Origin of the sequence: [Scytonema hofmanni] UTEX 2349, from assembly GCF_000582685.1 — a bacterium.
GTDB lineage: Bacteria > Cyanobacteriota > Cyanobacteriia > Cyanobacteriales > Nostocaceae > Hassallia > Hassallia hofmanni.
The window spans coordinates 39926-53807 of record NZ_ALWD01000163.1 but is presented as its reverse complement, the minus strand read 5'-3'; the positions used below and the strand labels follow the sequence as shown (position 1 = coordinate 53807).

14 protein-coding genes and 1 CRISPR repeat array are annotated in these 13882 nt (G+C 42.2%); of the genes, 1 reads left to right on the top strand and 13 read right to left on the bottom strand.

All coding sequences use genetic code 11. The annotated features are described in order from the left end of the window. Nucleotides 1–17: 17 nt before the first annotated feature. A complete protein-coding gene (locus TOL9009_RS44990; RefSeq protein WP_186227452.1) occupies nucleotides 18–251 on the top strand; it encodes a transposase in 234 nt (77 codons plus the stop codon). A gap of 41 nt (nucleotides 252–292) precedes the next feature. Here the strand turns inward: TOL9009_RS44990 and TOL9009_RS0101940 are convergent, their stop codons facing one another. The 13 genes from TOL9009_RS0101940 to TOL9009_RS0101880 form a co-directional block, all read right to left on the bottom strand. Beyond that, nucleotides 293–487: a hypothetical protein gene (locus tag TOL9009_RS0101940; protein WP_190909780.1), complete on the bottom strand. Its 195-nt coding sequence runs from the start codon at nucleotides 485–487 to the stop codon at nucleotides 293–295. Nucleotides 488–640: 153 nt separating this feature from the next. Then, complete coding sequence (locus TOL9009_RS0101935) at nucleotides 641–1498, bottom strand: hypothetical protein (protein WP_144238114.1); 858 nt, start codon at nucleotides 1496–1498, stop codon at nucleotides 641–643. A gap of 184 nt (nucleotides 1499–1682) precedes the next feature. Beyond that, nucleotides 1683–1991 (bottom strand): hypothetical protein, encoded by a 309-nt coding sequence (locus TOL9009_RS0101930; RefSeq protein ID WP_029630805.1) that lies wholly within the window; start codon nucleotides 1989–1991, stop codon nucleotides 1683–1685. Next, on the bottom strand, nucleotides 1988–2560 hold the full coding sequence (locus TOL9009_RS0101925; RefSeq protein ID WP_038295736.1) for a siphovirus Gp157 family protein: 573 nt from the start codon (nucleotides 2558–2560) through the stop codon (nucleotides 1988–1990). The genes TOL9009_RS0101930 and TOL9009_RS0101925 overlap by 4 nt, the downstream gene beginning before the upstream one ends. A gap of 68 nt (nucleotides 2561–2628) precedes the next feature. After that, entirely contained in the window at nucleotides 2629–2823 is a 195-nt protein-coding gene (locus tag TOL9009_RS0101920; RefSeq protein WP_029630801.1) for a hypothetical protein, read from the bottom strand. Between the two features lie 101 nt (nucleotides 2824–2924). Then, nucleotides 2925–4013 carry a hypothetical protein gene (locus tag TOL9009_RS0101915; protein ID WP_029630799.1) on the bottom strand — a complete coding sequence of 363 codons (1089 nt, stop codon included), beginning with the start codon at nucleotides 4011–4013 and terminating at the stop codon, nucleotides 2925–2927. A gap of 491 nt (nucleotides 4014–4504) precedes the next feature. Then, nucleotides 4505–5271: a CRISPR direct-repeat array (repeat unit 37 nt; unit sequence CTCGCGCCGACTGCGTTAAGTCGGATTAGTTGGAAAC). Nucleotides 5272–5355: 84 nt separating this feature from the next. Next, a complete protein-coding gene (locus TOL9009_RS0101910; RefSeq protein ID WP_029630797.1) occupies nucleotides 5356–6489 on the bottom strand; it encodes a CRISPR-associated protein in 1134 nt (377 codons plus the stop codon). Nucleotides 6490–6682: 193 nt separating this feature from the next. After that, a complete protein-coding gene (locus TOL9009_RS0101905) occupies nucleotides 6683–8365 on the bottom strand; it encodes a hypothetical protein (RefSeq protein ID WP_029630796.1) in 1683 nt (560 codons plus the stop codon). Then, entirely contained in the window at nucleotides 8362–8766 is a 405-nt protein-coding gene (locus tag TOL9009_RS0101900; protein WP_029630794.1) for a hypothetical protein, read from the bottom strand. Before TOL9009_RS0101900 ends, TOL9009_RS0101905 begins: the two co-directional genes overlap by 4 nt. 2 nt (nucleotides 8767–8768) lie before the next feature. Beyond that, the gene (locus TOL9009_RS0101895) at nucleotides 8769–9671 is read right to left on the bottom strand and encodes an RAMP superfamily CRISPR-associated protein (protein ID WP_029630792.1); all 903 of its coding nucleotides are present in this window, start codon (nucleotides 9669–9671) and stop codon (nucleotides 8769–8771) included. A gap of 21 nt (nucleotides 9672–9692) precedes the next feature. Beyond that, the gene (locus TOL9009_RS0101890; protein ID WP_051502742.1) at nucleotides 9693–10784 is read right to left on the bottom strand and encodes a type III-B CRISPR module-associated Cmr3 family protein; all 1092 of its coding nucleotides are present in this window, start codon (nucleotides 10782–10784) and stop codon (nucleotides 9693–9695) included. Beyond that, nucleotides 10772–12586, bottom strand: a complete 1815-nt coding sequence (locus TOL9009_RS0101885; protein WP_029630789.1) for a Cas10/Cmr2 second palm domain-containing protein — start codon at nucleotides 12584–12586, stop codon at nucleotides 10772–10774. Before TOL9009_RS0101885 ends, TOL9009_RS0101890 begins: the two co-directional genes overlap by 13 nt. A 269-nt stretch (nucleotides 12587–12855) precedes the next feature. Beyond that, the gene (locus tag TOL9009_RS0101880) at nucleotides 12856–13845 is read right to left on the bottom strand and encodes a hypothetical protein (protein ID WP_029630788.1); all 990 of its coding nucleotides are present in this window, start codon (nucleotides 13843–13845) and stop codon (nucleotides 12856–12858) included. Between the last annotated feature and the right edge of the window lie 37 nt (nucleotides 13846–13882).

Genomic DNA, 13882 nt, shown 5'->3' with positions numbered 1-13882 from the left:
TCGTTCAGCAACTGATTTTGCCCTCATGTATTCGCGGACATTGGGGGATTGAGAATCGTCTTCATTGGGTAAAGGATGTCATTTTTGATGAAGACCATTCCACCATACGTATGGGTAATGCTCCTGCGAATCTGTCGGTGATGCGAACGATCGCACTCAATATACTCCGCCGAAATGGTCATGCTTCCATCACAACTGCTCAAAGATTTATCTCTAATGATATTGACAAACTTCTTGCCCTTGTGGAATGAAACAGCCCTGCTACAAGTAAGGGCTGGTTAAACTATTAGTGTTACCTATATTTCTCGTATCCTTTGGCATAGCCCAAAAGGTAGAAAGGATTTTGACATTGTTGGGGAATGCCAAAGTCCCCATGACGTTTTCCCCGGTCATAGCAGCACCAATCGCTGCTTTGCCAGAGGTTTTGGTCTTTTAGCCTTTCTTCAAGAGGTGGAATTTCACGTTCAACTGGTTCTCGGTCTTGCACAACATAATGGAATTCTTCAAAATATTCGGGATACACGGAGTCATAAATGAAACTTCATCACCGTGCAAGCGTGAGCTTGAGAAAAAGAGAAAAACCCACTGGTTAAATACCAGTAGGCTATATTATGATGGGTGAAATTACTGAAAAGAAGTGTTAGTAGGGAATCTCGTCTTCTAAAGAGTTGTTTACCCCTACAGTCACGAGTTCTGGCTCAGGCACAGTTCGGGAATGCGCGTCTACTGTGACTACTGGGCGCGTCGAAGCTCCTAACATTGGCAACCGCTCCCGCAATGCACAGTCCACGGTGAACTTGTTTTCAGCCAGCTTCTCAATCCTGCTGATGACGAGCATCAGTGGCTTTTCAGGATTTGGTCGCCAGCCAGATTCCAATAAGATGGTGACATTGCCCCGCGACAGCACAGTTCGTCCATCCAGAAGATGCAATTTGTACACCGTCCCGTATTCTCCATCAGAGGATGAGATGTAAGAATGAAGTTGGTACTCTCCAATGCCAAGCTCGTGCATTTTGAAGGAGTTACCAGGGACTTGCCGCAACAGAGGCAGGATAGGTTCTTCGTTGATGACTGTGGCTTCTACGTCTGCCACGGTAAGATTCAAATCGCGGCTAGCCAGCTGGATAGGAACCCGGAACACATCTCGGTTTTTGGACACAAACGAGCAGGTAGCTTTGGGGTACTTATTGCCGGTGAGGTCTTCTTCCTCGGTGACAACTACCTTACCTTTGAGCTTTCCGCAGTGCAGCAAGTCGCTCTTTTGAGTAATGGGGAATTGATTATCTCCCAGCTTCAAAACTATGCTTTCACCATCCCGGAAAATGGCAGCGGCATACACTGCCTGCATCACACAACCAGAAGCTTTGACTAATAGGACGCTATCTTGGTTGAAATTCTCAAGTTTCTCGTATTCAATAAGTTCCAGAAACTTGAGTAATGGTTCTGATTCGGCAGGTGGCAATGAATCCAGCCCGATGTTGTTCCACGTTTGTGTCAAGTCGTCTCTTAAAATGAGGGACGGAAACGCAGACCCATTAAATTCAATTGTTGTCGCCATGTATTCGTGTAAAAAACATCACCCGGGACGGCGCGTGAGCGCGAAGGTCAGGTGATAATTAAGTCTTGGAACTATAACGCGCTCAGGCTTCTTCTTGGGCGCATTATGGTTCTAATGGTGATTGCTAGAAAGACTCGCCCGCAGATACAATTGCTTTACAGTTACCGTTAACATTACTGTTAAGCGACAGATCAAGCTGAGAGATTTGATGCTGCAAGTCTTTCAGTTTCAATTGCTGGGACTGTATTTCTAGCTTTCGTAGCTCTGATATTAGCGTTTCCAGCACTGGCAGATTATCTGGGTTGAATTGGATGGCGATTGATTCGCTAGAACCATTTAGATATAGAGTTGCTGTTCCCAAGTTTTCATTGGTGAAACAACTCAGATAGCTGCTAGGTGTGATTGTGATAGTTGTGCTTTTGCTGATGTTCATTTTTTACTCCGTGGTGACTTAGACTGTTTCATGTGTCGAAAGCGGACGTGCTTTGCGGTGACTATTTCGGCGATCGCACTCACGTCCTCGCCGCGTTTGTGTGCTGCTAAAATATCCTTAGACTTGGCATTGACTTTGACTTCCTGATATTCCGTTGGCAGTTTGTCAGGTTCAACCAGCAGCACAACTGAGGGCGGATTGTTTTGAAAGTCAATACGGCGCTCGACTCCAGCTACCTGCTCACTTAGCACTCCCGAAGTGTGCAACTTCAGGAGATACCCCTTTATTTGGGCTATCTGGTTGCGACGCCGTTGGATAACTGCTCCATGTAGTTCTACAATCTTTTCTAGCCGTGCTTCCCAGCTTTCCAGGTCTAGCTTTAACTGGTCAGCGACGTAGGCGATCGCGTCTACTTTTGCCTCTATTGCTTGCTGCACGTTAAGTTGGTCATGCAGCAACTGTTGTAACTCTAATTCGCCCTCACAATTGTCAATCGCTGACCACAATTGGGCGCTGGTGATTGATAGCACTGCAAGGCTGGCATGGTTGATGTCAGTGGTTGTTGTCATTGGTATCCTTAATAGGTAGGGTTCCATAGCAATTGGGGCGTTTTGGTTGCAACAGTTTTGTTGATGGTTTAGCAGCGGTCAGAATACAGGTGGATATCGTGATAATACTGACGTTCTTGCTCCCAAGCAGCCTCAGCCTCGGCTAGGGCAATAGCTTCGGCTGATTCAGCCTGCTGGATGGCAGTAAGCCATTGTTGTTCCAGCAGGTCGAACCAGTTTGATAGTTCAGCTTTTTGGAGCGGGGTTAATGTGGTATTTCTCACGATGGGATTTCCTCAAACATCACCCCCAATAGCGCGTGAGCGGTTTTCAGGTTGATGTTGTGTTTGGAGTGTTACCATTACTCTTGCTTGCAATGGTTTCCTCATTCGTGAGTAGGTTTATCAATCACAAGCATTTTTGTGTTTACGTTTGTCCGCCGATCTGATTGGAGGAAAGAGCCTGCTGGGTTGTCAAACTCGGTTGCTCCTAGACAACGCAACCAAGAGCGGAAGTGTTGATGTTTTTGCTTTGATCCGAAGGTGTAGGAGTTGCTAACAATGCTCACTAGTCGTCCTGAGGGGACTAACCATTTAAACGCTTGCTGGATGTGATAAATATCGTTGCCAAGACTAAATGGTGGGTTCATAATAATGCGGTGATATATTGGTTTTGGAGTTACTTCGATAAAGTCCACACCAATTAAGTTAAATCCTTGGCGAGTGAGGATTTCTCGCAGGGTAGGCGACACCTCGAAGCAATGGGGTTCAATGCCTGCTGCCCTGACTGACAAGCAAATCGACCCGGAACCGGCGCTTGGTTCTAGCACGCGCATTCCCGGTTCGAGTTCAGCAAGTTGCATCATTCGCTCCAACAGATGCTGCGGTGTGGGAAAATAATCAGGTATTTTCTGCCACACAGCTTCTCGCTTAAGTTGGCTGATTTCTGATGCTTCAGTTTCCTCAGTACTTTTGGGACGTTCTGCACCCAACTCTTTGAGAGCAGCGATCGCACATTTACACTGTTGGGGTGTGCGGATGCCAGCACTTTTCAGCTTTTTTACCCACTCCTTGTAGCAACCGTCCGAGGCGAATACGTCTTCTATATCCTTGTCGCTCCAACTGTCCTTGCTCATGGATGCTAGGACTTCCAGTTGGGTTTTGGCGGTGATTCCTTCCAGGATGCGGGGCAGGTTCCCAAGTTCTGCACTGTTGGCAAGCGCATAAAGCAGGAATTGAATTTGCTCCAGTCTCAAGCCTTCTTGATAGAGCGAGTCGGCAATTCGGGCGCGGCGACGGGTGGAGGGGAGAGAGGCGATGGGCGGATGTTTCTTTGCTGTTATTGCCTCGGTCATGCCGTCAGCCAATTCGCGTAGTTTTTCGGCTTTGCGGGGATTGGGGAACAGCAGCGGCTTTATTTCCTGAGAGCTGTTTTCTACAGAGGAAAGCAAGTCCCAAAGTTCGAGTTGTTGCATAAATGGAAGATAGGAAAAACCTCTCCCTCTCCCAGCCGTGAGGCTGTAATCTTTGTATTAAAATTTATCCTTGCTCTATTCAAAAGCGCGATTTTATGCATGAAGTACTTATTATGTCGGCATAGCAGCGTCGGTGAATGTGAAAGCGATTTCTAGCATTCAGTTATTGTAAAATGGGACTACAATGTGCAGATGCGATCGCCTCCAATGGTAATAATTATTTAGGGAAAAACCATAAAAACATCGACAAAGACAAGCGATCGCAGTAATATTTTGTTATCAGCTTGATGTTTGGCAGAGCGAAGCGGGGGCTAAAAGCTGGGGGGTTCTGCCAAAATCGCCAGAATCTAGACAGGGAAATGGTTACAGCCGTTGAATGTTGGAGGTAAATAGTAATTTATGTCAATAAGCGCGGCTGAAATCGACCTGTTTTTGAGGTCTGCCAAAATCTGTTCTGGAGTACTTGCTCTGCAAGGGTTTCAGGGGACGGACTCGCGCCGACTGCGTTAAGTCGGATTAGTTGGAAACATAGATGTTTAGTTAGTCCTGTTAACTTAGGGATGTCTCGCGCCGACTGCGTTAAGTCGGATTAGTTGGAAACATTCAATAAAAACCCGATTTGCCGCTTCAAAGGGACTCGCGCCGACTGCGTTAAGTCGGATTAGTTGGAAACATTGAGACTGAGTTTCTTCAATAGGTTGTCCAACTCTCGCGCCGACTGCGTTAAGTCGGATTAGTTGGAAACCTATTCCAGATATTCTTGTTCCTGATGCGATCGCTTGCTCGCGCCGACTGCGTTAAGTCGGATTAGTTGGAAACAATCTATCAACAACTCTATATACTTTCTTTTGAAGCTCGCGCCGACTGCGTTAAGTCGGATTAGTTGGAAACTCTTCTGCCGATATAAAATAAATCAAATCGCCGTCAGCTCGCGCCGACTGCGTTAAGTCGGATTAGTTGGAAACCAATTCATCCAGGTTTGCAGAAGCTTCCTCAAAACTCTCGCGCCGACTGCGTTAAGTCGGATTAGTTGGAAACACTGTTCACATCTGTAAAGCGAATCTTCTTCTTCAACTCGCGCCGACTGCGTTAAGTCGGATTAGTTGGAAACACGTTGCGCTTGGAAGAGATTTTTCGCAATTTCTGCTCGCGCCGACTGCGTTAAGTCGGATTAGTTGGAAACACCCAGGTGTGTTTTTGCAGACTCCAGGCGACATTCGTCTCGAGCCGACTGCGTTAAGTCGGATTAGTTGGAAACACAACATATCCCCGACTTTTTCAAAAAGTCGGGGATATTAGAATTAGGGAGAAAAAATTAGTCAAAGTAAAAATCTAATAATTACTAAGGATTATTATTTACTTCCGGCTCCAAACCATAGCGACGTAAAATCAATTTACCCTGAGAAATAGTATTACTTACTCGCGTATCTTGAGTTACCCGAAAATGGTCAATATTTCCCTTATTCACATATCTGTCATACTGTATTCCTCCATGTTGCCTCAGAATAGCAGTATCACCATTAGACTCATCCAATAAACGTGTAACCGTGGCTAAAGTTTCTTGTAATTTGACTCGTTTATGCTTTTCTTTAACTCTATTGTAGTCAGCCCTAAAAGTATCTTGATATTCTAATCTAGAGAAAGGAATTAAATCACCGCAAAGTAAATCATCTTTACACTGATTCCAAATTAACTGTCCCCAGGTTGAAAGGGTCATTTTCCCATAAGCTTCTCCTAACATCGTTTCGGGAATTCCTGCCGTTTCCTGGGGAGAAAGTCCCGCACCAGCATTTAATAAAGCTAGTTGCATGGTATAGGGTTTAATTAAGGAAGAATCCACAGAAATTGGTAAACGGGGAATTGTGATTAAATCAGATTTTTCCCCTTCAAAAATGTAAATTATCTCATCCGCATAAAACATGCCAATGGTGTTGAGATAACCTTGTAAACTTTTGAAACTACCCACCAAATTAAAACAAACTTTGTATTTACTTTCCTTCAACGGTGGAATAGTTTCTTGCAACCAAACAATTAAGGCATCAATCCCCACAGAAAAAGCTTCTGTACTCACAGTAGAAAGTCCATTGGGAGCATAAATGCTGGTATTAGTTAAACCTTGTTTTCTGAGGAAATCTTCAACAATTTCAGCCGTAGTTTTACCTTGGACTGTATCAGTAGCAATGAGGAAATGGTAATCTTCTCTTCCTTGACTCAAATCTTCTTGATAAATACCATAAATGCCATTTAATTCAGCACTTGCACGACGAATTAGGGAAATTTTGGCATTACCAAGCTGTTCATCTGCTCTTTGTTTGAGAGTAGAAATAATATCTTTGACATCTGACGGTGTTTCCTTTTCGTTGAGATTGGCTGTATCACGCAGATGCGAATACCAATCCTTTTCCTCCGGGTTAGCGCGGTTGATTTGATTGGTAAGTAAACTGGTGCCAATGGTAGATAGAATTACTCGACGCATAATGTTTTATCCTATTATTTTTCTTAGAGGATGTTTAAAAATTGGGCATTGGAGTATTTGCATCGATATTGACCCTTAGTAGTATTTTCAAGTCAGCTAATTTTAGCTCCATAAAATATTCTCAAACAGTCCTCTTGAAGAGGACTTGAGCTATAAGACAGGGACTTATAGTAGCTTGGTGCATTTTGGTGAGCTACCAAAGTTGTTGAAAACCTCCGGTTCGCGTTTGTTGAGAATTAAGAAATTCCACAAACTGCTGTGATTCCTGGGAATCATCGGGGAAAATTGTTAAAAGTTCTAAATATTGTCTAGTTTGCCTGGGAATAGGTTTACCATTAGGGTCTTGAGGGTTTTTCACTAATCGCACCAGTGGATACATCCGATGCCATAATCGACCGATTCGTCCCATCTGTCCGGTAATCGACGAACGATAAATCGAACCTTCTTGTTGTACTCCGCGAATCTCCTCTTGATATGGTTGATGTAACCAAAAAATCGCTTCGCTGTCTTCTGCCTCGTTAGCTTCCCTTCCCCATACCTGAACTGTATCGTGGTGCCATGCTTCTCGCCAAGGTGCTTTTTGAGCGGGATTAGGTGTGATACCCTGAAGTTGCATCCAGTCTCTAGCTGTTTGCTGTACTTTATCGATAAATCCACCCACTTGGTCTAATTTGCGTACTTGCACGTCTGTAATGAGCGATCGCTCTCCCAACCATTGCCAATGACAACCAATTAGAGATTTATATTCGTTTTCATAGTATTCTTCATAGAATAAGCGATGATCTGCCCTTCGCCAAGATTTACCAAAACCACCTAAAACCATCGCAAACCTAGTTAAAGCTGCAACCAATTTCTTCAGTGCTTCCTCATGTTCTGGGTTAGGTAGTTTTTTCGCTAATAACCAGGTTAATTCCCCTTCCAGATTATAAGTTGGCTGAATGTAACCTGCTCTACCAAAGCTTCCGGGATTATCCTTGAGAACCTGGAAACTCATTCCTAATAATCCAATGATTGCCTCACCTTGAATCCCACCAAACAGATTATTGACAATTCTATCTGCCGTATCTGCGTTAGTCAGTCCCCCAAAAATCCGCAACGCATGACCTCGCACTGCTGCCCGGAAAATATTTGCTCGAAACTCTCCCGTCCCATCAATCAACTTCGCTGCTTGCCCTTGACCTTTTAATCTGGTACGGTAAAGGACATTACCAGTATGTTTTTCTGGTTGTCCGTACCCAGCACAAACACGGCTACCAATGCCTGTAGAAATGGCTTTTTCCCAAATATTCCAGATTATTTCCCACTCGGAATCTTCTAAAGGGATGTTACTAGAAATACCAAATTTTAGTTCGGGTTTATGTAGAGAAATCTGAATAAAAGCACCCCCATCTTTGTGATTCGATTTAACTTGCCAATTTTGCTGGGGATGAACGATATCCACCAAATCTTCAGTCCAATCAGTGTTGGTAGGATAACCACCATGAAAGCGCAAAATACCGGGTTTAAAATCATTATCTGGGAGGGATTTTCCACAATAGCGATCGCGTTGTTCATTTGTACAAGCACGACGAAATACACCTTTCATACTACTACCAGGATAAAATGCCCAGCCCCTAGCACCAATTACAGGACGAATTACACCGTCATCCTGTCCGCTATTGGTAATAAATCGCCAAGTTAAATTATATATGCGAGTTTGCACAATTGTAGCAGGTTCGGGAAGTTGGGGATAGGTCTTTTCTACCCACTCGGATGCCCAACGTGTAGCATCTTGTTCTTGGGCACCGGGAACCAGTCGTTGAATTTGGCAGCGTCCTCCAATTTGTGCGCGAAACATCATCGGCACTTTTTTCGCTGCATCGGGAATTACAGTCATTGATTGTTTCCTTTATAACGTTGCGTCCACCAAACAATACAGTCGCAAAGCTGGGTTAAAACTGCCAAAGAAACTCGCTGTTCGTCTATTTTTAACTTCCATAGTTCGTCAGACATTGCTTGAATTTGGTTGACATTATTGGCATTAACTGGTTCATTAGGAATTAAAACCCCCGCTTGTTCCATAATTCCTACCAATGCGTCCCAAGTTTCTTTCCAATATGCAGACTTCTCTGGTTCCTTTGCTTGCAAACGCAGATGTTCACCCCAAAAACGCTCTAACCCGTAAGCAACAGACATTCGCATTTTATAGGACTGATTGAGAGACTTTTCATCGCGCTTTTTGGCAGAGAGTACCAATTTTTGCGCTTCCCGATCTAAATCGTAAGATTTCCAACCCATGATTAATAGTCTCCTCCTAATCTGACTCGACAATGACCAAATCCAATGGACTCCAAACCACCAAAATATAATTCTTGGGATGTTTCTTCACCAAAAGGTTTCCAACCTTTTTCCTTCAAAGCGATAGGAAACACCAAAATACTTCCTTCCGGTAAAGCTTCGACATTAAAAAATGCTCCTCCTTCTACCTTCTTTTCCTCCGAAGCTAACTTCACTCGACTTTGACGATAAAGCCCCATATCGTGCAACATAGCGATATCATTGTCAGCAACTACTAGCAAATTATCGGCATTTAAATCAGCACCGGTTGGTATCCAAGCTGAGAGATTATCTTCATGTTCAATTTCGATAAAACCCAAGTTGAAAAAGAGAACTCGGTGATTAGTCCCAACTTGACGACTTTGTAAAGCTTTTGGTGCTGTATATGGTTTGGGTAATTTTGCGTTTATATTAGCAACTAGCTTGTAGCGTTTGAGCAGTCGAGGACACGTTACCCATATAATTGGTTGACCGGGACAAAATACCGGAAGCCATACTAAAGAAGCGTATTCAAATTTTACATTAGCTTCTGTCGTGGCATTTTCGGCTCCTAATGTAGCTTCATGTCCATACCATTTTCTTTCCGTTTCGTTTTTGATTTTTTCTATTTTGATTTCCCGTTCTTTTTTGAGTGCTTCTAACTCTTCTTTACTTTTTCCATTACCATCAATTTCTGGGTTATCAATTATTATATTTCGACGGATATCTGCCCGAAATCTACCCCGAATCGAACTACCAGGAATAATCCCCGTCTGGGTAAATTGATCGCGGAAAATCAAGTTTAAATTACCCGTTTCTTCTCCCGCACTAGCTCCAACATGCAGAGGTGCTAAGGTTTCAATGATGCCGTATGCTTTTTGATACATTTATATACTCCAAAGTTCAAATTAGTTAATTGCACTCTCTAAAGGAAGCGCTAAACCACATCCCCAGCGTTTGAGCGATGGTCCTTCTTTTGGGAACCATTTATCATCCCAATCTTGCCAAGATTGATTTATTGCTTCTTCCAAAACATAAACCGTACCCGCAGGAACTGCATAACGTCCTCTAGACAGTAGCTTCGTGTCACCTTTTCCCCCCAAACGGTAACGAAAGGGTATTGCACGATCAGTGAAAAGTGCTTCTACTTTCCAAACTGTACCTTCGTTGATTTCTTCATCTTGATTCTTAGCTGTTTGCAAACAAACAGGTTCTCGCTTTGATAAACGATTGGAACCCCAAACCGCAGGTGTAATTAAAGCAAAGCTAGTTTCTACAGGTTCAAAGAGCAAATTACCGATCGCACTACAAATAGGTTCGCATCGCACATCAACCATATGTCCCTCACCACCAAAGCGATACCAACCAGGTTCAAGTTCGGTATTAGAGAGATAAACTAAACCAGTACCAGTTTCCATTTGCACTGAGTTTTCTAGAAACAAGCTTCCTTGCTGTTCGTGATTTCTAATAACATGTCGTTCTTCCAGTTCCAAACGTGGATGCAAGTGCGCTAAAAACTTCCAAGGATTTTTGGTTACTTCTTTGGGTTCCGTCCAGTCTTGAATCGCTAACCAAGTATTACTTTCATATTTATCAGTAGGACTTTCACCTTTTTGATTTTTCCATGCTTTCTGTTCGCTGTTCCAGCTTAGTTTATCGATGATTTTTTTATCTTTAACTAAATAGTTGCGTGGAGTTGGTACATAAAAGTTCTGAATTGTTGACGTTAACTCGTCTACATTCCCCCAAAATGGTCCCGCTAACATCAAATCGCGGATATCTACGTTTTTACAGGAAGCTGCAAACAAACCCGATAAAGTCGCAGCACTGGGAGGAAAGCTACTACCAGAACGTCCTACCAAGTTCTCTGGTGACAAGAATCTTCCTGAACTACCGTAGAGTAAACCCAAGGGTTCGATGATGATTAGATGTGTAAAAGGAGAACGGGGAGGAAGATATTTTTCTTTGGATGTGTTTTCTGTGGTTTCTATTGCTGACATAGGTGAAATCCCACTTTTGCAAGGTTAATTATCCAGTTGGTTAAAGCTTTATTGAGTTTGGTTTGGTCTACTTCTTGAGAATTTTCCTTGTGATAGTTTTTATCTTCACCTAAAATTCCTGCATTAATCTTTGTCAAATCTGCTTTTTCTGGATGTAATTGCTTGCTTTTGTCTTTAACTACATCTACATACTTGGGAAAGTATATCTCCAGCAAACCCAATGCAACATCTAAACCATCGTCATCGAAAGCATGACGGGATTCTAAAACAGCGACATCATTATATATGTGCGTCCAGTTTTGTTTTCCCTCTCTATCCCGATAACTCGACAACAAACCAGCTTCTAACAACCACCAGGGACACACCCATTCTAAGTGATTACCGTTATTAAATAAGATGCGAAAAGCAATCCTGTCTCGTCCATTACTTTTTGCCGATTTTTCAGCTTCCCGACAATGTTGCAATACATCCCGTTGCGGAATACCCGGAAAAGCCCAAACAAACCCGACACTGACGGTAATCTTCTTTTTTTTCTCTGGCTCATTCCAAGTATCACTTTTAAATTTAGAGAAAAATTTTACACAATCCGTCGCATCTTTTCTATCATAAAAAACACCTAAAAAATCATCACCTCCTGCATAAATAACACGCCAATTTGCAAGAGCTTTACTTTTGGTTTTGGGTAAATTTTTCAAATAATCACCCCATTCTCTCATTTCTAGACTAAATTTCTCAATTTCTTGAGCTTCTTCAGGTTTATTGGCAAAACTTTTCAGATAATCACCAGCTTTGTCTCCGTCTCCTTGAAACCAACCTTGAAAAAACTTATTTTGCTCTAATTGCTGTTTGTCATTAATTAGCTTTGTTTTTTTAAATCTGTTTAAATCAGTGAAGCGCTGAGGATTAAGGTCTTCTGATAGGTTTTCAAATTCATTTAAGAGTTTGTTATCCTCAAAAGACTTATTAAAGCGTTCTTTTAATTTTTCAGCAACTGCTTTATGGGTAATTAATCGCTTGATTAACTCTGGAACACTCAATTCTTCATCGGGATCGATAAAAGATTCTCCATACTCTTTACTAAGTTGAATTTTTTCATCACCAGAAAAATTCAACCCTGGAGTTAAATCGATAAATGATTCTCCTAATTTTTGACTGAGTGCTTTGTAAAAAGCTGTGACATCTTGCTTTTCTTGCTGGTAGTCGTATTTACGAGGATCGGCAATTTGACCGAGTTTCGGATATGCGATCGCATCCGTACCAGAAAGGGTAGAACTTTCACCTTGCCAGTTTATCCCAGTCCAATCACGTCCGCGTTTTTTCTCATTCAATTTTTCTCGAACATCACTTATACTCTCATCTGGACTACCTTGAACCCAGAAAAACTCCCATGCATATTTCGTCCACAAACCCCAACTTCTTCTCCAAGGCATGTAATCAATGCTGACATTTTTGACAACTTTGACATTTTCAACAACTTCGATATTTTCGACATTTGTCACATTTTCCTCAACCCACTTCCGGCAGGTTTCTGTGATGCATTTCCAAGCTTTATTCAGTGCAGACTCTGCATCTTCTTCTGGAAAATCACCCTCAATAATAATTTGGTTAGGCATTCCTTGAGTGATATTTGGTAAAGCTGGAGAAATAACTTCACAACCATATTGTTTTGCAGCGTTACAAATTACCCAAGATAAATATGAAAGTAGATAAGAACTTCCATATAAATCTCGCAACTTCCGCGATTTCTCGATAAACCCCTGCACAGGTGAAAAGGTGATTACAGTGTAGATTTTGTTTGTCATAGTAGGTGAAAATTTATGATCTTTTGGCTCCCTTACCATGCTGAATTTTTACTCAATTTTGTGAATACTTGTAATCTGTGTAAAACTAAAATTTCGGCAAAATTTGTTGATGTTCCCATTTATCCGTCAAATTTGCAGCCGAGAAAGTTAGGGAAGTTTTAACTAATAAGTGTGAAATATTACATCTTGTTTAAGCTAGTCCTTTTTTTTTATATAAAAGCATCTGCTTAAGATTAATTTTCAATATTTCACATTTCTTCAAGATTTTCTTAACACTTCGTCAAATAAATCAAAACCTCAGCTAATGCTTGCACCATCGGACGAGTTGATAAACTCTCTCCCCGCTTCAAACTATGGACGCTACCTGTGAGCAATGTGGTGCTTTCCAGCAATTCGCTTGTTTTCTCTTGCCAACCATCAGCAAACAAAACTTCATCTTTCACAGCATCTAACTGACTGTGAACTTTTGCAATGATTTTTAGCCCTAGTAATTGACAAAAGTCTTCCCACTCTGCAAATTTATTTACATCTCCCGACAAAATAACTGCGTGGGTTGCTGGCTGCATAATTATCTTATTTTCTGGTGAAGTTTTACCGCCAACATCAATAATATTTATTAACTGGTTCGCACCTCTTACCCATTTAGCCGCTTCTTGTGCAAAGTCTGCGGTAACATCTGCTTTATTGTTGCGTTTGCAGTCCTTAGCTACTGATTCATTATTTTCATAAGCTTCTTGATGCCAAGACCCTTCCCCATCAGGACAAGCTGTGATTACATAGGGGTAGGGTGCTCCTAAATTACCCAAAATTGCTTTTTTCAAACCATCTCGCAAACAGGACTTTCCTGACTGGGGTGGTCCACACAAGACTACTTTAATAAGCGATCGCTCTGGTTGCGATTCTTCAGTTTCAATCAAGTCTCCCACTTTATACTCTGGGGAACCGTGTACAGAGGTGACGATATAAGTTTTGTGTCTGATAGCACCACTTAGTGTACTGATTTTACTGCCGAGTTTGGGGTCAAGGACGGCGACTACTGAGTATAAATGTACGAGTTTATGAGAAATAACGTAAGCAACAGCAACAGTTTGGGGACCGTCAATTAAAATACGCTTTCCTCCCGCAATTTCCCCGGAATCAATCTTTTGGTTTAATACTTCCAGCGCATCTTGAACTATGCGATCGCCTTGTGCAGGAAGATTACGATTAAACCCAACCTGCAATACTTCACCTTTTAACTCTATCTGGTAGCTGTGCATACTCTGCATTTACTGTATTTTCTGGCAACAGATTTAC